The organism is Spirosoma liriopis, from assembly GCF_023196085.1.
In the GTDB taxonomy this organism is placed as follows: Bacteria; Bacteroidota; Bacteroidia; order Cytophagales; family Spirosomataceae; genus Spirosoma; species Spirosoma oryzicola.
In genome coordinates, this window is record NZ_JALPRF010000003.1 from 1154998 (window position 1) to 1178982 (window position 23985).

Annotated in this window: 14 protein-coding genes; 4 read left to right on the plus strand and 10 right to left on the minus strand. The window is 51.3% G+C overall.

Features of this window, described 5'->3' with window-relative positions:
* Positions 1-28: 28 nt before the first annotated feature.
* The 3 genes from M0L20_RS21765 to M0L20_RS21775 all read right to left on the minus strand — a co-directional run bounded on the left by M0L20_RS21765 (position 29) and on the right by M0L20_RS21775 (position 2791).
* Complete coding sequence (locus tag M0L20_RS21765) at positions 29-1243, minus strand: vWA domain-containing protein (RefSeq protein ID WP_248479009.1); 1215 nt, start codon at positions 1241-1243, stop codon at positions 29-31.
* Positions 1244-1288: 45 nt separating this feature from the next.
* Complete coding sequence (locus tag M0L20_RS21770; RefSeq protein WP_232558707.1) at positions 1289-2149, minus strand: AAA family ATPase; 861 nt, start codon at positions 2147-2149, stop codon at positions 1289-1291.
* A 78-nt stretch (positions 2150-2227) separates the two neighbouring features.
* The gene (locus tag M0L20_RS21775; RefSeq protein ID WP_232558708.1) at positions 2228-2791 is read right to left on the minus strand and encodes a hypothetical protein; all 564 of its coding nucleotides are present in this window, start codon (positions 2789-2791) and stop codon (positions 2228-2230) included.
* A 284-nt stretch (positions 2792-3075) separates the two neighbouring features.
* On the opposite strand from M0L20_RS21775, the gene M0L20_RS21780 reads away from it, so the two are divergent.
* Both M0L20_RS21780 and M0L20_RS21785 read left to right on the plus strand, forming a co-directional pair.
* A complete protein-coding gene (locus tag M0L20_RS21780; protein WP_248479010.1) occupies positions 3076-3759 on the plus strand; it encodes an SDR family NAD(P)-dependent oxidoreductase in 684 nt (227 codons plus the stop codon).
* Between the two features lie 157 nt (positions 3760-3916).
* Positions 3917-4849, plus strand: coding sequence for a hypothetical protein (locus M0L20_RS21785; RefSeq protein ID WP_248479011.1), 933 nt, complete (start codon positions 3917-3919; stop codon positions 4847-4849).
* Here M0L20_RS21785 and M0L20_RS21790 read toward each other — a convergent pair.
* The 5 genes from M0L20_RS21790 to M0L20_RS21810 all read right to left on the minus strand — a co-directional run bounded on the left by M0L20_RS21790 (position 4837) and on the right by M0L20_RS21810 (position 16027).
* Positions 4837-6174: a vanadium-dependent haloperoxidase gene (locus M0L20_RS21790; protein WP_248479012.1), complete on the minus strand. Its 1338-nt coding sequence runs from the start codon at positions 6172-6174 to the stop codon at positions 4837-4839. The two genes, M0L20_RS21785 and M0L20_RS21790, sit on opposite strands and share 13 nt — an antisense overlap.
* Positions 6171-9554: a VCBS repeat-containing protein gene (locus tag M0L20_RS21795; RefSeq protein WP_248479013.1), complete on the minus strand. Its 3384-nt coding sequence runs from the start codon at positions 9552-9554 to the stop codon at positions 6171-6173. The genes M0L20_RS21790 and M0L20_RS21795 overlap by 4 nt, the downstream gene beginning before the upstream one ends.
* Before the next feature lie 6 nt (positions 9555-9560).
* A complete protein-coding gene (locus tag M0L20_RS21800) occupies positions 9561-10889 on the minus strand; it encodes a c-type cytochrome (protein WP_248479014.1) in 1329 nt (442 codons plus the stop codon).
* A 95-nt stretch (positions 10890-10984) separates the two neighbouring features.
* The gene (locus tag M0L20_RS21805; protein WP_248479016.1) at positions 10985-12694 is read right to left on the minus strand and encodes a SusD/RagB family nutrient-binding outer membrane lipoprotein; all 1710 of its coding nucleotides are present in this window, start codon (positions 12692-12694) and stop codon (positions 10985-10987) included.
* Between the two features lie 30 nt (positions 12695-12724).
* Positions 12725-16027, minus strand: coding sequence for a SusC/RagA family TonB-linked outer membrane protein (locus M0L20_RS21810; protein ID WP_248479018.1), 3303 nt, complete (start codon positions 16025-16027; stop codon positions 12725-12727).
* A 256-nt stretch (positions 16028-16283) separates the two neighbouring features.
* On the opposite strand from M0L20_RS21810, the gene M0L20_RS21815 reads away from it, so the two are divergent.
* Complete coding sequence (locus tag M0L20_RS21815; RefSeq protein WP_232558716.1) at positions 16284-17516, plus strand: ROK family transcriptional regulator; 1233 nt, start codon at positions 16284-16286, stop codon at positions 17514-17516.
* Between the two features lie 29 nt (positions 17517-17545).
* Here M0L20_RS21815 and M0L20_RS21820 read toward each other — a convergent pair whose 3' ends face one another.
* Both M0L20_RS21820 and M0L20_RS21825 read right to left on the minus strand, forming a co-directional pair.
* A complete protein-coding gene (locus M0L20_RS21820) occupies positions 17546-19735 on the minus strand; it encodes a glutamine synthetase III family protein (protein WP_248479019.1) in 2190 nt (729 codons plus the stop codon).
* A 183-nt stretch (positions 19736-19918) separates the two neighbouring features.
* A complete protein-coding gene (locus M0L20_RS21825) occupies positions 19919-20953 on the minus strand; it encodes a glutamine synthetase beta-grasp domain-containing protein (RefSeq protein WP_232558718.1) in 1035 nt (344 codons plus the stop codon).
* A 500-nt stretch (positions 20954-21453) separates the two neighbouring features.
* Between M0L20_RS21825 and M0L20_RS21830 the strand changes: the two genes are divergently transcribed.
* Positions 21454-23970, plus strand: a complete 2517-nt coding sequence (locus M0L20_RS21830; RefSeq protein WP_248479020.1) for a phosphocholine-specific phospholipase C — start codon at positions 21454-21456, stop codon at positions 23968-23970.
* Positions 23971-23985: the final 15 nt, after the last annotated feature.

The following is a 23985-nucleotide window of genomic DNA, read 5'->3' on the forward strand; positions in this document are numbered from 1 at the left end:
TGTCGGTTTGACGTTGCAACAAGCGTCGCTACGACTTGTAGACCACCTTCGGATTTTTCAGGCTTTTCATGGCCTGTTCCAGCCCGTTCAGGGTTAGCGGAAACATCCGGTTGCCCGACCACGCGCGAATAAGCTTCGTGCTCTGGGTGTATTTCCAATAATCGGCTATGCTGGGATTGAGCCAGACCAGATGTGGATACTGAGTTTTAAAACGATCAAGCCAGACAAGACCAGCCTCTTCGTTATAATGCTCGATGCTTCCCTTGACTGATGTAATCTCGTAGGGCGACATAGCCGCGTCGCCCACAAAAATCACTTTGTAATCTTTAGTATACTTATGCAGCACCTCCCAGGTTGGCACCCGGTCGCGACGGCGCTGGTTGTCTTTCCACAAGGTTTCGTAAATGCAGTTATGAAAGTACAGAAACTCCAGATGTTTAAATTGGTAGCGAGCCGCCGAAAACAACTGTGAACACAAGTCGATGTGCTCGTCCATTGAGCCGCCCACGTCGAAAAGCATCAATACTTTTACCTGATTCCGGCGCGAAGGCTGTAGTCGAATATCCAGCAAACCGGCGTTGCGGCTTATGCTGTCAATCGTTCCATTGATGTCGAGTTCGTCGTTAGCTCCCTCACGGGTGAGGATGCGCAACCGACGAAGGGCCATTTTCAGGTTACGCGTGTTCAGCTCAACGTTGTCGTCGAGGTTTTTGTAGGCTCGGTCTTCCCAAATTTTTGTTGCCCGCCGGCTTCCCGTTGATGGCTCCTTATCTCCCGGATTCAGGTTGAACCCTTCCGGCGAACTGATGATGCCGCTGTTGCCAAATGACGAAGACCCGCCCGTCCCAATCCAGCGGTTCCCTCCTTCGTGTCGCTCATCCTGTTCATCGAGCAACTCCCGAAATTGCTGCCAGAGGGCGTCCAAACCCCCTTCGGCTTCGATGGCCTCCCACTCCTCGCGTGTCAGTCTATTTTCCAGCGTATTGGTCAGCCAGTCAGGTGGCACTTCCGGTAAACTAGTTACCTGTTCCGATTGCTTACCCGTCACGTATTCGCCAAACAGTCGATCAAATAAATCCAGATGCTGTTCGTGCTTGATTAGGGTCGTTTTGCTCAGGTAGTAAAAGCCCTCTATAGTCGTACTGCCGACATTACTCCGCAGAGCCGACAACAACGTCAGGTATTCGGGCAACGTGACGGGCAACGCGTGTTGACGCAACAGCAGAAAGAAATCGAGAAACATAACTAGTGGAGAGCAACGTGATTTTGTGATCTACTCTGTTCGCTCTTAATACGGTCGGCCTCCTTTTTTACGGAGGGCAGTCATCAGATCGGTATCCTGTTCATTCTTGAGCAATGCACCCAGGTAAGGTGGCAATTCATTCAGCGTGTCCAGATCGTTCAAATCGTCGTGCGTTACGCCAGCAACCAGCAACAATCGTATCCAGTCGATCAGCTCACTTGTCGATGGTTTCTTTTTAAGCGCTTTCACGTCGCGGATAGTATAAAAAACCGACATAGCTTTCGCTACCAGTTCCTGGGCCAGATGGGGAAAATGAACCGTAACGATCTGCTGCATCGTGTCCGAATCCGGAAAGCGGATAAAATGGAAAAAGCACCGACGCAGAAAGGCATCGGGCAGTTCTTTTTCGTTGTTGGACGTAATAATGACCACGGGCCGGTGTCGGGCGCAGATTGTCCGCTTCAGCTCGTAGCAATAGAACTCCATCCGGTCGAGTTCCTGAAGCAAATCATTGGGAAATTCAATATCGGCCTTGTCGATCTCGTCGATGAGCAAAACAGCCTGTTCGTCGGATTCGAAAGCATCCCAAAGCTTTCCTTTTTTGATGTAGGCTTCGATGTTATTGATGCGGTCCGTCCCTTCACTACCGCTACCAAGCTGCGAATCCCGCAATCGGGAAACAGCGTCGTATTCATACAGCCCCTGCTGAGCCGAGGTAGTCGATTTAACGTGCCAGGTGTAAAGCGGCATTCCCAACGACTGCGCAATTTCATAAGCCAGCAACGTCTTGCCCGTACCCGGTTCGCCCTTAATCAGAAGGGGTTTCTGGAGCTGGATAGCCGCATTAACGGCGGTACTAAGTTCGCGGGTGGCGACGTAGGTATTGGTGCCCGAAAAAGTAGTCATTCCTTGTTCGTTGCTAGTCGTCGGTGAACAGTCGTTAGCCACAACCGATTGGTTATGACTAACGACGGACCGTATTACCTAATTATCTTCACCATCACTCATGAATGAATACAGCGTATTGTCCAGGTGTAAGGAGTTTGCCTTGAAATTCTGAACGAAGTTTTCAACGACCTCGTCGTTAATTTCTTCTACGTTCAGGCACACGTCCAGACTAATACCGTAGTCAAATTCCGTGTCAACTTCAACGTGTTCCTGCACCTTAACGGTTTCTGTTTCTTCGATTTCCTCGATAATTTCTGTCAGAGCCGTTTCGGCTTCCTCTTCCAGCTCGGGAGCGATTTTATAGTTTGGAGTCCGATCTTCGGGTGGGACGTACTCCGGATACGTTTTCTGTACCTGTTCAACGGCCATTTCATAAACCAGACTGCTATGATGGAGCCGAAGTGTGTATACCAAGGCATCAAAGACTACTTCCTGTCCCTGATAGCTACCTGGAAACTGAATATGAACGCATTCGCCAGATTCCAGCACATCAAGATCGTCGTCTTCCACGTAGATGAACGATTTACCTTCCTGCCGGCACTCTTCTTTCAGTGCGTTTATCTCTTCGGGATTAAATCCCTCATTCTTGTAGTTTGCCATGTAACAAAGCTAATGGATAATGGACAATGTATAATGAACAACAACGACCGCTATCTGTTCAAGCGAGACAGAAAGAGTCGGGTGAACTGCCTTTTTTACGACCGTCACGCAAGCTATTTATTGAAAAACAAGGAATTGCCAACTCTAACAACCGGTTTTCGACAACCACTTACCAATTGATTAACCGGTAGATTATCTAAAAAGTAGTAGCTTGGTATCCGTAAAATTATCGTTAAACGCACTCCATTCGCGAACTCACCTATCAACTTTACTCCTCTGACCGTATGAAATCAATCCTAATAACCGGCGCTTCGGGCAATCTGGGTACCAGCCTCGTCGAAGTACTACACCAGAAAGGCTATCACGTTATTGCTACGCTGGGTTCAGCCAGGAATCTGGACCTATTTAATCACCTTCCCAACGTCGAAAGCTACGTAGTCGATCTGTTGGATGCAGGCAGTGTGTCAGATTTTCTGGACAAAATAGCCGGTAAGCCCATTGATGCTGCGGCTTTACTGGTGGGTGGTTTTACGGCTGGTAGTATTCAAGACACCGATATTGACGCGTTGACGACCATGTACCAACTCAACTTCGTCACCGCCTTTGCGATGGTAAAACCGTTGCTGGCAACATTCGAAGCGCAGGGCGGTGGCCAGTTTGTGTTGATCGGTGCTCATCCGGCACTAGAGCCTGAGATGGGTCAAAACCTGGTCGCTTATTCGCTGAGCAAATCCCTTGTTTTTGCGTTAGCCAACCTGATCAACGCGCACGGAAACGGCAAACACATTTCGGCAACGGTGATTGTCCCCGGCACCCTTGATACGCCCACCAACCGGAAAGCCATGCCCGACGCAGATCCTGCGACGTGGGTTAGCCCGGATGCTATCAGTGAAACCATTGCCTTTGTTTTGTCAGATACGGGCAAGACCATTAGCGAACCGGTATTCAAATTTTACAACCAACCGTAACGTTCTATCCAACGCTTTGTTCACGGGAGGAGTCCTGTTTTTAGAACCAGCGAACCGGTTAAGTAAGTATAGCTGCTTATACCAGCCAATCAGCCATATCGGCAACGCCGACAGTATAATCTGCGTACTTAGCCTAGTAATACCTACCCAGCGTACTATGAGAAACATCTCGCTTCTTGTCTTTTTTGTCAGCTTAATGTTGTCGGCACAGGCTCAGGAAGTCGTGATTGATACCAGCTATTACGCCCCCCCGCCCGTAGTACGCCAACGATTGCTCAAGGAAGACCCCGATGACAACACCAGCAGCCGAGAAGTCAGAGAAAGTAACCGGGCGCAACAGACATTATTGAATCAACTCAATGAGGTTCAAAGCTGGTACGTGAGCGCCGAAGGTGGCTTGCGCAGCGATATTAGCCGGTCGAGTAATTCATTTGGCGGCCTGGTCAGCAACTCCACGCCGACGAAAGTAGTCTGGAGTGTACTGGTTGGTTATACCTACCGCAATGCCTGGAGCCTCGAAGCAGGCTATACCCGCGCACCGACTCACTTGAACATCACCATTGCCAGTAATCCAGAGCCGCTTGTTTTCAACTACCTCAACAATGGCTACGGGGTACCCATACGCCTAAAACGTCGTCTTGGTTCGGGAAAGCAGGCAGCGAATGGCACTGGTTTCTGGGTTACCGGAGGAGCCTGGCTCACGCCCAACGGAAACAGCCAGACCGGCGATTTCAAACTGATTGGTTACAGCTACGGCAGCCGCAACCGGGTCGATACAATCCGCCTAAGTAACACAACGGCTGTTTTTAAAAGCATTACGGGTATCGCCGAACTGGGCCTTGACTACGCAGCCCGGCTATCACCGTCTTTAGAGTTAGGCGGCTACGTACGAAAATACTGGGGGCTGGGCAACGCGCTCAAATCGGATTTGACCTACACCGTCAACAACCGTTCGACGGAGCACACTACGATCACGGCGGACGGTAGCGGCTGGGGCTTTGGAATTACGCTGCGCTACATCTACGGGCGTCAACACGAGATGAAAAAGACGGACCGCCACGAACGCACTCAGAACGATCAGGGCTTCTGACTTAAACGAGCCGAACGAAGCGTTATTTTTTGCAAAACCTGCTCACCGACTGCTTTGCCCATCACCTGCCCGTTGGTTATGGCTTCCCGGTAATGAATGCCGCCGTACAAGCGACTAATTGCGGCTTCCTCAGCCGCCTGATTGAAGGAGCGAAACTTGCGAGACGGTAAGCCATACGCCATCTCAGTACTATCGACAAAGGAAACTTGCTTGCCAAAAACCTGCGACAGAACAACCGCCGAAGCCGTCGATACAACGCTATGGCCACTGGGATACTCTGGAAAGGGTGGCGTTTGCAGCAGCGGTCGCCAGCTTTCGTCCAGATGAGCGTTGATGTACGTTTCGGGCCGAATGACGTTGTATTGGTATTTTTCGTACCAGCAGCCAATAAAGCTGTCGTATAAAGCAATGGCGGTTAGCGTATAGGCAGCGCTTGTTTTCATCAGATCCGCTTTGGTCTGGCGCGCAACCTGTCCAGCAATGGATAGCCAGTGACCACCCGGCGACAGTTTTTTACTGGCAAAATTCAAGTGTCCCTGAGTATTCAGAAAGAACGGATTACAATCCCAATAGCTGGCAATCAGTCGCTGCTCGGGAGTCATGTTTTTAACTGCTTCGTAGACCTCCCGCGCCGACTCCCGGAAGGGGCTTTTCTCACTCGTGCTGAAAGACGGCGGCCCCACCGTTCGGCACTGGTTGGCGGAGTCGAGTGTAAAGGGTTTTATTCGTCCCCAGTAGGGTTCCACGGCAGCCATGTAGCCGGGCGGGGTAGGTGCCCACGCACCCGTCTTCTTTGTGGGTGCATACCGCCGGAGCGAACGAGTCTGCCGGTAATTGTCTTCTTTGGACCATCCCATAATGTGCTGCGCGACCTGCTCGCCGTACGCTTTCGACGCCTGTATGGTCTGTTCCGAGTAGCCCGCTGCTTTTACCTGCGCCCAAAGACGAGCGGTGCCCTCGTCAAAGGTATTTTCAGAGAAGATCATCCCGCGCCCTGTCCGCAAAAAAGCTTCGGTGGCGGCTAGCGCCGGATCACAGGCAGCATCTGGTTTAAGCGTCAATCCGGGCATCGACCGAATCTGTCCAGCCAACGAGCGATAATCACTGTGCGGAAAGGATACCAGCGTTTCGTAGGCAGCAATGTGGGCGTAAGCGTAAATACGAGAGGCTACCGGGGGCGAAAACACATCGGCCACAATGACATTGGTCAGCAGTTGTTGCGCTGAATGCAACCAGCGTACCTCTTTCACCACCGACGGTCCTGGGGTTGGCGCTTTCAGGCTCATCAAGAGCCCCGCCGTAAGAAATAAGAACAGTTTTTTCATCGTTCAAAACCAACTAAGGGCCCATCGTTGACAGTGAATAGCAATCGCTGGCGACCCGCTGCCGACCGAACGCTAACCACCTGCCGCACATCGCCCCCCGCCCAGATACCCGCCTGCCGGGGCGCAACGGGCTGAAACTTCCCCCGGCCATCCCCCCGTAGCAAACAGCCAAAGCTGGCCGAGCAAGGCCCGAACTGCACGCGGTACGGATAGAAATTCCCGGCTACCAGCAAATCTTTTTTGCCGTCGGCATCCAGATCTTCCCATAGCAACGCACTCCCCCTCGATAATTGCGCTTCTGTTGGCAATGGTTCAAACTGAAATTTCCCGTTCCCCGTATTCACGAAAACGCCCGAAGCCAGTTGCTTGACCGATACAATCGTTGCCTGACCCAGTTGCTTCGGTGTGAGAATGTCAGGTACGGTAGCGTCCGCGTATTGGCGATACCGGGTAAACTTCTTCCGCAACGGCACCACCTGATCAAGTAACTCATCGCGGGAAGCTACAGGATAGGCTTTTCCTTGAATGTAGTACGTCCAGAGTGGGTCAACCACTCCGTCGTTGTCAATATCGGAAGCGGTAATCTGCATGGGTTGCTTGGCATCGGCACGAAACAAATTGTTCAATCCGGCATTGCCCGCAATAAGATCGGTGTCGCCATCCCCATCAACGTCAGCCGCCAGCAGACTGGCCCACATGCCTTCGGTATCAGCCAGTCCAGCCGAAGCTGAATTGTCGGACAGTTTGCCATTCTGATTGTCGAACAAACGTACTGCCATCCAATCTCCCGCCAGAATCAGCTCTGGAAACTTATCATTGTGTAGATCGGTCCAGACAGCGGCCTGTACCATACCAATCGTTCGCAATCCAGGAGCTTGCTGATCGGTAACATCGGTAAATTGCGCGGCTCCGCCAGCGGGTGTATCATTCCGCAGCAAATAACTTGGGGAAGGCAACGGAAACGAACCTGGCTTGCCGCGTCCGCCGACAAACAAATCCAGATCACCATCGCCGTCCATGTCAGCAGCCGCAACCGCCAGCTTACTGCTTCGCATCGGTGGCAAAGCCTGCATGGCGCGGGTAAAACCACTTTTGCCATCGTTCAAGTAGAGTCGATCCTGGTATTCGGGTGAACCCTCTTCGTACTCATTCCCCCCACTGGCTACGTATAAATCCGCATCACCATCTTTATCCGCGTCGAAAAAGAGGGCGTTGACATCCTCACTAGCGGCATCGGCCTGCCAGGGTTGCCCATCCGCCCGCTTGAACGTTCCGCTGGTTTGTTGAAGCCATAGTTCACCGCTCTGTCCAACGGCTCCACCTAGAAAAATATCCTCCAGACCATCTGCGTTCACGTCGGCTTTGGCTAATGCAGGCCCCAGACGCGACAGTTCATAAGGAATCAGCACCTCGACCTTGAAATCAATAAAATCATTTTCGCGGTGTTTGTAGGGCAACAACTGATTCATTACCAACGGCCTGAACAGGGCCGTTTCTGAATTGTTGAAAGAACGAGCCGGACTGGCGTCGGCCTGTCCCAGCGTAAGGGTCTGGTCAGCGGGTACATTCGTCAACTGACTTTGCTGCCCGTCCGGCCAATAAACCGTCAGGCGACGTACGGTTGCTTGTTTACCCAATCCAAAATGGATCGTTGGTTCAACCGACGCCTGGTAACCCCGCACTGGATAAGCCTCCTGCAACTGGCGCCCGTCGGTTGTTTCGAGCACGATTCGGGCACCTACCGCTTGCGTATTGGCTCCTTTTCCCTGTAATCGAATCCGTAAGAAATGCGCTTCCGAACGGTTTTTCTCGGCGTTGTTCCGATAAAGAGCAACCGGTTCGTTTTGCTTGCAAACGATTAGATCCAGGTCGCCATCACCGTCGAAATCTGCGTAAGCCGCAGCCCCCGACACGGCGGGTATCGTCAAGCCCCAGTTGGCCGATTGATTGCTAAAGGTTAAATCGCGGTTATTGCGAAAAGCGTAATTGGTCGGTCGATTTGAGGGCATTTTCCGAACCAGATCGACAGTCTGAAAATTCAGGTTGCCTTTGGCGGCTTCTTCCAGCTTCGCTTCGGCAACGGTGTATTTCATAAAATCCAGGTCCGTGAAATCGCGCAGGTAGCCGTTGGTCACGAATAGGTCTTTCCAGCCATCGTTGTCCAGATCCGCCAGCAACGCCGACCACGACCAATCGGTTGATGCCACACCCGCCATCTGTCCAATCTCACTGAACCGCACCTGCTGACGGCTATCACTTCCCCGATTCAGTTGAAGCATATTTCGCATCTGCTGCCGAAAATAGCCGCTGTCAATCAGCATCTGGTACGAGTCGTACTCATCCGGGCCTTTAAGCATCTTCTGCCGGTGATTGTCTTCCGGCAACATATCAAGCGTGACTACGTCTGGCAGCGTGTCATTGTTGTAATCGGCCAGATCACAACCCATCGAGAACTTGGACGTATGCGTCATTGCCGTTCGCAGCGACTCTTTAAAGCCGGTATGGTGTCCGGCCCCATCGTGCTGGTTCAGATACAGACAATCCTGCTCGGTATAATCGCTGGTCGTGTACAGATCGGGCCAGCCGTCGCCGTTGAGATCGCTTACGCCCACGCCAAGTCCAAAGTTAAGCGGGTTATTGACAATACCCTCCGCTAGTGTTACATCCGTAAATTGGTTGGCATCATTTCGCAATAGCCGGTTTCCAAATCGCATATCCGGCGTCGCCCGGATCTTGCGCGTGTTCAGAAATGGGTTGTAGGTATGGTTAGAGTGATTAAGAACAAAAACGTCCAGATCACCGTCGCGGTCGTAATCAAAGAAAGCGGACTGGGTCGATTGCGTACCGGGCAGATCGAGGCCGAACTCCTTAGCACGCTCCCGAAACCGGGGTACCCCGTCAGTCACGCCTTCGTTGATGAACAGTTCGTTCACCAATTTTGCGGCAGGGTATTTTCCCGAGTGGCAAACGTACACATCCAATCGGCCATCACCATTCACATCGGCTACGCTCACGCCCGTTGCCCAGGTTCCATTGCCCGCAACGCCCGCCCGCTCAGTTACATCGTCAAAATGCCAACGGCCTGTCGCCCGGTCAGCTTTGTTCAGGTAAAGTTTATGCGGAACCGTATTGCCCGAAAAAAATAGATCCGGCTGACCGTCGCCGTTGAAATCACCAACGCCAACACCATTGCCATTGTACAAGTATTCGTACCGAAAAATATTTAACGAATCGGTTTCCGTCAGGCTATTGACGAAACGAACATTTGTTTCGTCGGGCGACAACAGCGTAAACAGCGGAGCCGGGTCTGAACTAGTATCGGGCCAGAGTACGCCTGCCAGAAAGCAGACCGCAGCCAGCAATGTCTGGGATGTCCACATAGTGCGTTAATCAAGCCGAAGATTTTCGTCGCCGGGTTCATAAGCTACGTACAGCAACAGCAGCGTCAGCATTTCCTGATCGCTACGCATCTGCCCATCGGAGGTAATCAGTTTGGGGGGTTTGTTTGGATTTTGCAGATTTCCTTCCGTATTGTCGTACGTGCCCACCACGTTGATAACCGCCCCTGTCGGCAGCACGACGGGTTTCTGATACCGGTAAAGTTCCTGCCACCGAAAATCCCATTCCGGAATTCGTACCAGTGGCAAAGTATCGGCGTTGGGTAATGTCGCGAAAGCGGTAAACCGTTTGCCAATCTGGTGCATGTGCGGCCAGGCGTACAACAACGTAATAGGCTGATTTCGGTAGGCAATGCGGAGTCGAGTGGTTAGGCTGTCGCCCCCAAAGACCAGCAACGGAGGAGTAAGCTCTTTCTCACCAATGCCGCCCGACCCTAAGCTGATCACCTTCACCGTTCGTCGGATAGGTTTCTTGGTAAAGAAAAAATTGACGCCACTCAGGTTCTCGATGTCTTTGGCTGCGGGTCCGAAATGAACCGTCAGCAGCATGACGCCCCGTTTGGGCATCACCCAGCCCATATCCGTTGGATACGTGTCGACGGTAGTGCCGGGAATCCAGCCGCCGTAATAGGTCATCTGCTTCTTATAAGGCATCCACTCCCGATACCGCGACGCGTCTTCGCCGTTTAGGTTGACCTGCGAGACAGTGTTGTTCAGATCAATCGACGGATCATCAACCGGGTGAATGGCAAAATTGGCGTGGTGGATAGCTTTCTTATCCGTCGAGGTGAACTCAATCGCTTCTACGTTCGCTTCCTGAGCCAGTTCAAACGGAATTTTAAAGACCATAAATCGTTCGACACCATCGCCAACCAGCTTAAACGGCTGCGTCATTTTCAGGGTCAGATCGGGTACGCGGTGGTAGCCCGTACCCGCATCGGCCCGGGCCAGCAATGCTTTCTCGGCGTCGGTATTGGCTTTCCCTTTTGGCATCTCGGCGTCGATCCAGTCGGTAAGTGTTTTGATCTGCTCCGGGCTCAGGCTACGTTTGTTGGCAAAGGCCACGTAATGATCATCAGCGCGCCAGGGCGGCATATAGCCCGTCGTTACAACCTTCCGGATGAATTTTGCCCGCTTGGTTACGTCTTCGTAGGTGATGAGTGAAAAGGGTGCCGCTTCGCCCGGACGGTGGCAAACTGCGCACTTAGCGTGAATTAACGGCTGGACATCCTTGTAGAAGGTTGGTTTCTGCGCGTAGCCACTCTGAGCGATCAGAAACCAACTTAACCAAATCAGGTGCGCAAGGCACTGCTTCATAACTAGTCAAAAAAAAGCCAACCCGCCGGCCTGGCGGGTTGGACATAAAGTTACATAAAATTCAGGAAATTTCTATTCCGATTAGGTAATTACACCTACGGACGATCCCACCACACACGACCGGTAGCATCCTGCGGATCAGTACCAAAACCGCTTTCTTTAGCCATTTCATCCAGAGCGGCTTTGCGGTTTGCGTAGTTCGGATCGTTGACGTTCGGAATACCCAGCGGTGCACGACGTGGTACGGTCAGCGTGGCTCCGTTTGAGATCAGCGCTGGTAGCGGCAACGTCGAAGATGGGTTAGGAATACCCGTCCGTTTCCAGGTGGCCCAACCTTCCGACGGCTGACGCAGGAAGTGAATGTATTCCTGGCTGGCAATCAGATCCATTGCTTTTGCTGCGTTGAAAGCGACTTTCGCGTTCGACAGGTAAGCCGTTTTCTCGGTAGCTGTCATTGGCGTATAATTCGTCAACTGGGCTCCCTGAGCAACTGCATCGTACCAATCCAACGAAGCCGTTACGCCCGTTTCGTACCAGGTTTTCGCGCTTTCACTCGTAACAGCCTGTGCAGCTAGCTCGGCCCGCATGTAGCAGAAATCAGCGTAGGTAATCACCGGGAAGTAGTTACGGCCCGTTCCAGCGGTACCGGCAGCATCAGCGTAACCTGCCTGAAACAAACGAGGCTGAATGTACGACAATGTATCGATTGCGGTACGGCTACCATTCAGGGTCAGGTAACGAGGGCTATAATAGCGCTGAACGTTCTGGGCAGTCCGAGCGGCATCCGGGCTTGTAAATCCACCCAGATAACGACGCGACTCTTTCGTGCCAGCGGGTAATTGACCACCCGAAATCAGCAGATCAATGTTAGCCTGCGAATAACTGTTAGGCGTAAAGTACGCATCTAACCGGGGGTCCTGCGTATCCCACATGAAATCGACCAGTGGTTTTCCGGCTCGTAAGTTAGCGGGGTTCCAGTTGGCATCACTGCCGCCCGTAAAGCTGGCAGGCGTAACAAACACCCAACCATCCGTATTGCTGCTCATCAGATCAGTCGCTGGCGAACTCAATACTTCGGTAGCAATTGCTTTCATCGTAGCCTGATCCCGTTTAGCCAACCGCATCGCGATTTTTAACCGCAACGCATTTGCGGCTTTAACCCACTGCTGCGTATTGCCTGCGTAATACTGATCGTTCGAACCAAGGGCAACCTGTGACGCCGTTTGAGGTGTTTTCAGGACCGTAATTGCTTCTTTCAGTTCACTATCAAGCGTAGCAAAGATGGTTTGCTGCGGGTCATACTTCGGCGTCAGCGTACCACCATAACGAGCCTGGAAAGCTTCGGTATATGGAATGCTGCCGTAAATATCACTCACGTAGAAGGTGTAATACGCCTTCAGAATCCGGGCAATCCGGATCATGTGTACGTAGCGAGGCTGTTCTTCAGCGGCCAGGTTACCAACCAGCTTTTCTACATCAACCAGCGTGTTACCAACCCCGTTGTATAACCGGCCGTAGCGCTGCGAGAAGTTGTCGTATACCTGCGTAAAGTTCTGCCCGTTCCCATTTACACCCGTCGAATATTGCATCCACGGCATGATACGCTGGTACAGATCGTAATACGCTTCAAAATCCTGACCATGCAGTGAGATTGTTGCGTTCAGAAACTGGTTGGCAGGCGGAACACTCGTTAACCCTTCCGGGTTAATGTTCGTTTCCACAAAGGCTTCCTTCTGGCAACCGCTGAACACCAGCGTTCCTGCCATCAGTAGTCCGGAAAAATATTTTTTATAAGAAATCATCATTGCGTAAGTTCAATTATAGTACTTGCTGAATTAAAGTCCAACGTTGACCGTCACCCCGATATTGCGGCTGAAAGGCAGACCGCCGTACTCCGCAAATTCACCTGCGTTGTTGCTTTTCAGTGATTGTGGGTTGATGCCGTCCTTGGCAGTCCGATACAAGTAACCCAGGTTACGGCCTACAACGCTCACTCGGAGTGATTGAATTTTAACTTTATTCAACAGCGTAGCCGGTACTTCGTAGCTAACCGATGCTTCGCGGAGAGCTACCCATGAGTTTTCGAACACCGAATACTCGCGGATACCTGAGCCCCAGTTCGACAGGTTGTCGTAGTACGCATAAGCCGGAACAGGAGTTAGGTACCCTTTGTCTACCGCTTCTTTGTACGACATACCACCCAAGTCAACCTGCTTGCCATCTACCGTAGCCGTTACTCCCTTGTTCAGGATTCCATCAGGAATGATACCGTCGTTGCGTTGTACGCCCTGCGCATCCGTGAAGGCAATACCACCCGACTCTGCATTACGGCCAGAAAGGCTGTTTTTGAAGCTACCGTTTGCCGATCCATACGCGTGCGTAGCCGACGCCATCACACCACCGATTTTAGAATCAACCTGTAACGTAGCTGCAAACCGGCCGTACCGGAAGTTGTTGACATTGCTCAACAGGAATTTCTCCAGCATGGTACCAACGTCTTTAGAACCTTGACCCGCTGCACCACTGCGCAGGTACGTCAGATAACCACCGGTTGTACCACTGGCAGCACCGATAAGTTTCCGACCCTGATCGTCACGCGCATAGGCATACGATGTGTTGATCGTTCCGTAATCACCACCTACGCGGGCAATCGACTGAATGTCGGCACCGAAGGCAAGACTTAATTGGTACGTATCAACGCCTTCGATCAGTTCCAGAATCTTGTTGCGGTTCCGGCTAAAGTTGAAGGACGTGTTCCACTGGAATTTGTCAGTTTTAATTGGCGTACCCGTCAGCAAGATTTCAACCCCACGGTTCAGAATTTTACCACCGTTGGCAAGGCGCGAACCGATACCGGCTTCCGTCGCTACGGGTAATTGGAAGATCTCGTTCGTTGTCAATTTATTGTACACAGCGAAATCGATACCCAACCGGTTGTTGAAGAAGCGTAGATCAGCCCCTACTTCCCACTCGCGCGCCAGGCGGTTACGCAAGTTATAGTTCGGAAGGATATTATCCCGGAAACCGTACTGCTGAAGCTGACCGTTGACCGACGTAAAGATACTTCCTGCCGAGTAGAAACCCGTCTGGTTTGTCCGCCAAGCATCCGTGTCACCACCCGTGAAGCCATAGCTCGCCCGTAGTTTACCGAACGATAGTTCTTTCGGCAGGTTTTTGATCGACTGCGTGAAGTCCCACGCTAAACCAACTGATGGATAGTAGTATGAGTACTGACCTGCCCCACTCGCATAGGTCAGCGCCGATGAATAGTCGATCCGGTTAGTAAAGTTGAGGAACAGAGCGTCTTTATAGCTCAGATCACCATAGGCGTAAATAGCATCCGTCCGTTTCGATGAAGCTAAACGTTCACCTGAGATATCAGCGACAATGGGGTTGATCGAATTGGGCAGGGCAAACTGACCTGGAATCCGTAAGCCACCATCCGTACGCAGACGATAGTCACGACCACCGTTGATCCGGTTGGTTTCGCCACCGGCCGTCAGGTTCAAATGGAAGAGCGGGCTTAGATCCTTGTTGAACGACAACAAGGCTTGGATACGTGACTGGCTGTTGGCTTGTGAATATACTGAATACTCACCACCGGCAAAGTTGACGCCATCACCCAGGTTCTTATTTTCGGTCGCGTAGTTTTCGTTCTGAACGTTAGCCCGTACCAGACCGGTCAACCAAGGTGTAAGGTTGAGGCTTACGTCAATGTTACCCCGGAAAATTTTCTCCCGACGCGTCGTGCTATACTGGAACGTCTGCCACATGAACTGCGTGATATTATACGGATCAGCGGCCCCCTGCTTCCGGCCGCCCAGCGATGATGCGTAGTTGTTGGTCCAGTAGTCGATGTCCAGACTCCGTGGCCGGTTGTACACGAAACGGAAAACCGGGTTGAAGTTACCACCCTGACGAATTGGGTTCAGGTTGTTGTTGTCGGTGTAGTCAGCCGAAACGTCGAGGTTAACCAGCTTACCTAATTTCTGCGTAGCCCGAACGTTGAAGTTGTTCCGCTTCATTTCAGCACCAGCTGGCATGATCGTGTTGTTGTACAGATTCGAGAACGACGCCCGGAACGACGACCGGTCGTTACCACCTTCTACCGCTACGTTATGGTTGATGAATTTACCCGTCTGGAAGAAGTTTAACGGATTGTTGGCTTTCCAGGGAATCATGCGACCATCGATGTCCTGCACCATGTGTCCATCCAGTTTAGGACCGAATGAGTAAGGCCAGTTCTGGGTATCGACTAAGTCCGTACCATTCGCTGATTTGGCAAACGTTGGCGAGATACCAGCACCGTATTCATTTTGTACATCCAAAAACCGGTACGCTGTTTCGAACGAAGACGTGTGGTTGTAGGTAACGCCCAGACCTTTCTGTTCACGACCATGTTTCGTCGTGATAACAACGACACCATTCAACGCTTCTGAACCGTACAACGAGCTGGCAGCAGAGCCTTTCAACACCGTCATCGTTTCAACGTTGTCGGAGTTGAAGTTTTTCATGATGTTACCGAAATCCTGAGCAGCACCCCAAGAGTCAGCACCCGTAGTGGCCGGGCGAATCAGTACGCCATCGATAACGAAGAGTGGCTGCGTGTTAGGGCTCAGCGACGCGTTACCCCGGATACGAATCCGCGAAGACGACATTGGTCCGCCCGCGCCCTGATCGATCTGAACCCCGGCTACTTTACCTTGTAAAGCGTTCACCAGGTTGGCGCTGTTAGCACGTTCCAGATCCACCCCTTTTACTTCCTGCGCGGCATAGGAAAGCTTACGCGTTTCCTGCTTGATACCAAATCCGGTTACAACTACCTCACCAAGCGTTTTAGAATCGTCGGCTAGGTTGATGTTCAGTTCGGTGGCATTACCAACAGCAACTTCTTTGCTAACAAATCCAATGGCCGACACAACCAGCGTTGCCGCACGGGCAGCTGGCAAATTAAGCCGGAAGGTTCCGTCAGCTCCTGCTGTTGTTCCCGTCGTCGTGCCCTTCACTTGAATAGTGGCACCCGGAAGCGGATTGTTTTGACTATCGCGCACAGTTCCCGTGACGGTAGCCCTAGCCTGCGCCAGAGTCGGCAAACACCGAATCATGACCAGCAACATTACTAGTAGTAATTTTTTCATTCGTGTTAGTGATTATTTAAAGAGATAAAATAGGTAAAGAGTGCAGGGTTATTACCTAGAAATTCTATCGTTACTGCAATCCTAAGAAAATTATTTCGAATTTAATATGTAGTTAATATAATTTTTTAAAAACTTTGGCAAAAAACCGGCAAAGTACAATGCTATCTAAGTAGCTCAAAGAAATGTTGGGCTTTGCGTTCTTAACCAAGTATTCGTTCGGCTAACCGACCGTTTAGCAGTATTATCGGCTTACACCATGAATTCAGCTCTATTCCTTGATGAGGATTTACCGATTTCGCAGTCGGTTGTGGATTATAAGAAAAAGCAAAAGCAACGTAAAGTTCTCGCTCACTTATATGCGGAAGGCAATTGTACACTAGCTCATCTGGCAAAGCTCCTGCACAGCAGTGTCCCTTCCGTTACCAGCCTCGTCGATGAATTGGTCAGTAATCAGTGGGTAACCGCCATCGGTACCGCAACGGGCAATAACGGTAGACGCCCGGCCCTGTTCAGCCTGAATACGAGTAACCAGTTTGTGGCTATTCTCGACATCAGTACGCATGATACCAAGATCATCTTCATGGACTCGCTGCGCAAAGTGGTCTTTCGTCGGGATTATGATTTGCGACTGGTTGATAATCCTGCGTTTCTGTCTACGCTGGTGCGTCATTATGCCAACACCCTCGCTGATTCAGAAATTGACCCATCCGACGTATTGGCGGTTGGTATATCCATGCCGGGTCTGGTTGACGCCCGTCGCGGTTTAAACCTGACGTACAAGAACTTAAGCCAGGTTAACGACTCGTTACCGCGTTGGTTTTCGGAGCAATTGCAAAAGCCCGTTTATTTAATCAACGACACTAAAGCTACCGTACTAGGCGAAAGTCGCTTTGGGCGGGCGAAGGGTAAAAAGCAAGTCTTGGCGATCAATATTGACTGGGGCGTTGGGCTGGGCATCGTCGTCAACGGCGAAGTCTTTCAGGGAACCAGTGGCTTTGCGGGTGAACTAGGCCATATCCAGGTCGATCCGGCAGGTGAACTGTGCTATTGCGGCAAGATTGGCTGCCTGAACACGATTACATCAGCGTCGGCGCTGGTTCGTCGGGTGCAACGCGATATTACCGACGGGCAGATTTCGAAACTGGCGACTTTTCGTGATACTGTTGACCAGATCGATATTGACGAGCTGATCAACGCGGCCCATCAGGGCGACTCCTACGCGATTGACATGCTGCACGAAACAGGCTATCAACTGGGCAAAGGGCTAGCCGTTGCCATTAGCCTCTTCAACCCGGAAATGATCGTTGTTGATGGCATTCTGACCAAAGCAGCGTCCTTTATCCTGAACACAATCGAACAGGCAATCAGCAAATACTGCCTGTTCGATTTCCGAAATGACCTAACCATCGAGATAACCCAACTGAACGGCACCGCCAAATGGCTCGGCACTCATGCGTACGTCATGGAAGACATTTTCGCTACGTATTGAGCCGACCGTTCAGTGAGTTAGGGATGGCCTTATTTAACAAATAAAAGCTCCCGGTATTTTACCAGCGGCCAATCTTCGTCATCAACGATTTGTTCCAATTTATCAACCTCATACCGAATGCTATCGAAGTGATTCTTGACTTCGGTTGCGTATAGCTTGGCGCGTTCGGTCGTATCTTCGACGTTGTTTGCTTTCTTGCGCGATTCAATCATCGCTTCGACGCCTTTCTTGATAACCAGTACGCGGCTTGAAATTTCGCGCAGAATATCTTTGATCGGTTCCGCTTCGACGGTCATATCTAGTTCAATTAGATTCCGGGCGGTTTCGGCGAGTTTGTTCTGGTATTTAAGCGCCGTTGATACAACGTGGTTCATGGCCAGATCACCCATCACACGCGACTCGATCTGCACATTTTTAATGTACTTTTCCAGTTCAATTTCATAGCGCGATTCAACCTCGGCATGATTCATAACACCCGTGCGCTCGAACAGGGCCAACGATTCGGGCTGAACAAAAACGCTCAAGGCTTCGGGCGATGATTTAAGGTTTGAAAGGCCACGCTGGGCCGCTTCCTCGACCCACTCGTCCGAATAGCCGTTGCCTTCAAACAGGATCTGCTTGCTGTTGGCGTAGTATTCTTTGAGAATATCGACGATGGCCAGTTCTTTCTTTTCGCCTTTTCCCAATCGCGCATCCAGATCCGTTTTGAACTTATTTAGTTGGTCGGCAACAATCGCGTTGAGTATCGTCATGGTCGACGCGGAGTTCGCGGAACTTCCCACCGCCCGGAATTCAAATTTGTTGCCGGTAAACGCAAATGGCGACGTTCGGTTGCGGTCGGTATTATCGCGCATCAGGCTGGGAATCCGGTTCAAGCCGAGTTTGTAATACACGTTATCGCCTTTGTTGACCGTAATTTCCGATTTGGTTTCCAGGTCATTAAGCGCCTGGGTCAGCGTTTCGCCCAGAAAAACAGACACGATAGCGGGGGGCGCTTCGTTGGCCCCAAGCCGGTACTCGTTGCCCGCCGATGCGATGCTGGCCCGCAGCAGGTCGGCATTATCGTGAACGGCTTTCACAACGTTTACCAGAAACGTTATAAACCGCAGACTTTCTTTGGGACGGGTACTCGGAGCCAGCAGGTTGACGCCCGTATTGGTTCCCATCGACCAGTTGTTGTGCTTACCGCTTCCGTTGATACCGGCAAACGGTTTCTCGTGAAAGAGAACCTTCAGGTTGTGCTTCTCGGCGACCCGCTCCATCAAGTCCATCAACAGCGCATTGTGATCGATGGCCAGGTTCACCTCTTCAAATGTCGGCGCTACCTCAAACTGACCGGGCGCTACTTCGTTGTGTCGCGTTCGAACGGGCATCCCCAATTTCATGGCTTCGAATTCAAAATCGACCATGAACGCGTTGATGCGCGGAGGAATCGAGCCAAAGTAGTGATCGTCCAGTTGCTGACCCCGCGCGGGCGAATGACCAAACACTGTTCGGCCTGCCAGCACCAGGTCGGGCCGGGCGTAGAAGAGGGCCCGATCCACGACGAAATATTCCTGTTCTGGTCCGAGCGTTGGAATGACTTTCGTGATGTTACGATCAAAATACTGGCAAACGGCAGTAGCTGATTTGTCGAGCGCATTAAGCGCTTTAAGCAGTGGCGTTTTGTAGTCAAGCGCTTCCCCCGTGTACGAGATAAACACCGACGGAATACAAAGCGTCTTCCCTCCTGCCCCATTGTCCATCAGAAACGCGGGCGATGAGGGGTCCCAGCCGGTATACCCCCGCGCTTCAAACGTGTTGCGCAACCCACCGTTGGGAAACGAAGACGCATCGGGTTCCTGCTGTACCAAGGCACTCCCCTTAAATTTTTCGATGGCTTTTCCGTCGATGGTAATATCAAAAAAAGCGTCGTGTTTTTCGGCAGTTTCGCCCGTTAGCGGCTGAAACCAGTGTGTATAGTGCGTAGCCCCTTTGGCCGTTGCCCACGATTTCATGGCGCTGGCGACTTCATCGGCAATGGCCCGGTCGATTTGCCCATTGGTGCTAATCGCTTCCGTTACTTTCAGGTAGGCTTCAGGCGATAACAGCGCCCGCATCACTTCGGTACTAAAGGTATTACTGCCAAAAAAATCGCCAACGCGTTCAGTAGGAGCGGTTACGGGTATTGCCTGACGGCTTTGGGCAATCTCAAGCGCCTTAAAGCGAAAATTGCTCATTCGAGACTGGGTGGTTTAGGATGAAAAACTCGTCAAACTTAGAAAAAAAGCCGGAAAGCAAATAGATAGACGAAAGCGACTACGACAAATTCAGCAAACGCAAAAAGCCCGACTACTTTCGTTGCCGGGCTTTTCGAGGGAAGACTAAAAAATAGACTCCTATCTTCAGTTACTTGTTTAGTCTTATGCTTCCACAACATCAGCCGCTTTCACGGTCTTGATGATAACAGCGGCAACTTTGTATGGATCAGCCGCCGAGTTCGGGCGACGGTCTTCGAGCCAGCCTTTCCAGCCGCGTTCTACCGTTGCGATAGGGATACGGATCGAAGCACCCCGGTCCGAAACACCGTACGAGAACTGATCGATTGACTGGGTTTCGTGCTTGCCGGTCAGACGCAGGTGGTTGTCAGCGCCGTACACGTCGATACAAGCTTTGATAATTTCCGGTGTTTTACCGAAACCTTCGCAAATTCTGTCGTACGTTTCTTTGCTACCAGCGGTGCGAAGCGTCGAGTTTGAGAAGTTAGCGTGCATACCTGAACCGTTCCAGTCGGTGTCGCCCAGGGGCTTGCAGTGCCAGTTAATCGAGATACCGTATTTTTCACCGATCCGCTCTAGGATATAGCGAGCAACCCAGATCTGGTCACCGGCTTCTTTAGCACCTTTTGCGAAGATCTGGAATTCCCACTGACCCGTTGCTACTTCGGCGTTGATACCTTCTACGTTCAGACCTGCATCGAGGCAAGCGTCGAGGTGTTCTTCAACGATGTAACGACCATATGCGTTATTAGCACCTACCGAGCAGTAGTATGGACCTTGTCCGCGGGTTGGGAAACCTTCGGCAGGGAATCCTACTGGCTTATTGATGGATTCATCCCACAGGAAATATTCCTGCTCAAAACCAAACCAGAAATCATTGTCGTCATCTTGAATCGTTGCCCGACCGTTGGTTTCGTGTGGTGTACCGTCTGCGTTCAATACTTCACACATAACGAGGTAACCATTTTTACGCTGTGCATCAGGGCAGATAAAAACAGGTTTCAGCAGGCAGTCCGACGAGCCGCCAGGAGCCTGTTCGGTCGAAGAACCGTCAAAAGACCACATAGGGCAGTCTTCCAGTTTGCCCGAAAAATCGCCTTCGATTTTAGTTTTAGAACGCAGACTTTGGGTGGGCTTATAGCCGTCGAGCCAAATGTACTCTAACTTCGACTTTACCATGGTATACAGGTGGATTGTTTTGAGATAGGGTTATTGTTACGATACTTCGGCAAATATAGAAGGACGTAACCATAAATTATTAATGCTTTACCCCCATCTAACCGTATTTCTTATGGATTTTATAGAAAAGTTATAATCTAAATTCGTTTGATCCTGTATCAAACCATATTTCCCGCCTAATTTTAACTAACTTGCAAGAAGTACAGGAAAGCCGAAAAATAAAGGTCAGCGAGCGATACTTACTTTTAAAATGACCTGATTTGGCGAGAAAACAAAGCGTTTGAACCAGTTGACGCCTATAGCTAACTGGGGCTTGCTTGCTTTAAACCCGTCCGGTGAACAAACCCGACGATTAACATTTTGATAACCATAAAGCAGGAAATTAGCGGGCTGCTTTCGTTACTTTTAGGGTCTAAAAGGCTTCTGCAAACTGATACCTTACTGCAATAGAAGCTGCTTCTAATCCTAATGTCGTTAAACACGAACTGATCATCGTTCTTATGGATTCCAGACGAGAGTTTTTGAAAAAAGCTGCTTTGTTATCAAGTGTTGCGGGCTTATCAGAAGTGCTACCCGCTTCCATCCAGAAAGCATTTGCCATTGACCCGCAACCCGGCACAACGTATCTGGACGCTGAACACGTCGTGATTCTGATGCAGGAGAATCGTTCGTTCGACCATACGTACGGAACGCTTCAGGGCGTCCGGGGCTTTAACGACCCCCGCGCCATTGACCTGCCAAACAAAAACAAAGTCTGGCTTCAGAGCAATGCCGCCAACGAAACCTACGCTCCCTTCCGGCTGAACATAAAGGATACCAAAGCAACCTGGATGAGTTCGTTACCGCACTCGTGGGAAAATCAGGTCGATGCCCGCAACGGCGGTCGGTATGATGGCTGGCTAGAAGCCAAAAAGTCGGGCAATAAGGAGTACGCCAAAATGCCGTTGACGCTGGGCTACTACAACCGCGAAGACCTTCCTTTCTACTACGCCCTGGCTGACGCCTTTACGGTTTGCGATCAGAATTTCTGCTCCTCGCTTACTGGTACAACACCGAATCGCTTATTTTTCTGGACGGGCACGCTTCGCGACCCCAAGGACCCGCAGGCTATGGCCAACGTCCGCAACGAAAACGTCGATTACGAAGCGGAAGTCAACTGGACGACCTTTCCCGAACGGCTTGAAGACCTGGGTATTTCCTGGCGCATTTATCAAAACGAGATCAACATATCGACGGGTTTTCAGGGTGAGGAAGATAGCTGGCTGGCTAATTTCAGCGATAACCCCATCGAGTGGTTTTCGCAGCACCGCGTTCGGTTTCATCCTGCTTACTACGCTTACATTCAGCAACAGGAAAAAATTGTCCCGAAACGCATCGAGGCCCTCGAAGCAACGCTTAAAACGCTACCGGAAACCGACAAGGAATATGCCCGAACGAAGCGCGAATTAGCCAGTAAGCAGCACTTTCTAAAACTTATTCAGGCGGATTTGGTCAACTACACCCCGGAGAAGTTTAAACAGCTTTCGCAGCGGGACAAAAATCTGTTCGAGAAAGCGTTTACGACAAACAGCAACGATCCGGATTACCGCACCCTGTCTACGCTTACGTATCAGGATGGAGCGACCAAGCGTGACGTAAAAGTACCAAAGGGTGATGTCCTGCATCAGTTCAGAGCAGACGTAAAAAACCGACAGCTACCAACCGTTTCGTGGCTCGTGGCTCCCGAGAACTTTTCCGATCACCCATCGGCCCCCTGGTACGGAGCCTGGTACATTTCGGAAGTGCTGGACATCTTGACGCAGAATCCCGACGTCTGGAAAAAAACAATTTTTATTCTGGCCTACGATGAAAACGACGGCTATTTTGATCACGTTCCGCCGTTTGTTCCGGCTCATCCCGACCAGCCTGCAACAGGTCTGACCAGTAAAGGCATCGATACTCGAACCGAATTTGTTACCCAGGAGCAGGAAAGTAAGCGGCAAAATCACGGTCGAACCGGTCCGATTGGACTAGGCTTTCGGGTTCCGCTGGTGATCGCGTCGCCCTGGAGCCGGGGTGGCTATGTTTGCTCCGAAGTATTCGATCACACCTCGACGCTTCAGTTTCTGGAAACGTTTCTTAGTCACAAGAAAGGCCAGAAGGTTGAAGAGCCGAACATTGGTGCCTGGCGTCGCACCATTTGTGGCGATCTTACTTCGGCGTTCCGACCCTATCAGGGCGAAAAAATCAAACTCCCGACGCCCGTAGCGAAAGACGCTTTCATTGAACACATTCATAAAGCCCAGTTCGCCCCCTTGCCGACGGGTTATCAGGCATTCAGTCCAGAAGAAATCCGGCAGATCAACGCCGATCCGCTGGCGGCAACTCAGCTAACCCGACAAGAGAAAGGGGTTCGCCCCGCCAACGCGCTGCCCTACGAACTATATGCCGACGGGCACACAGCAGGCAACCGTTTCGTCCTGACGCTGGCGGCTAAAAACGACGTGTTTGGCAAACAGGCCGCCGGGTCGCCGTTTCAGGTTTACCCGATTGGCACCAACGATGCAGCGATCCGATCCTACACCGTTGCCCCCGGCGATCAGTTAAGCGACTCCTGGCCGCTCACGGAGCCTTATCACCTGCGCGTGTACGGTCCCAACGGTTTCATGCGTGAGTTCAAAGGAGGGGCTGACAATCCGCCCATTGCTTTATCCTGCGAGTACGAACGAGACGCCCGGAATCAGTTTACCGGCAATGTGCGGGTTAAACTCACCAACACAGATTCGCAGCGCGCGTATTCGGTTCAACTCGTTGACAATGCCTACCACGCCAAGGCGGAGCAGCGTACACTGGAAAAGGCCGGAACGAAAGGAGCGCAGGCTGTTGTGATTCTGAATTTAAAGAATAGCCACAACTGGTATGATTTCAGTCTGAATGTATCTGGCTTCGCGGCTTTTGACCAACGGTACGCGGGCCGGGTCGAGACGGGCAAAGCAGGCTACAGCGATCCGCTGATGGGTCAGGTTAACTCAGTTTAGACTTTAATTTTTACT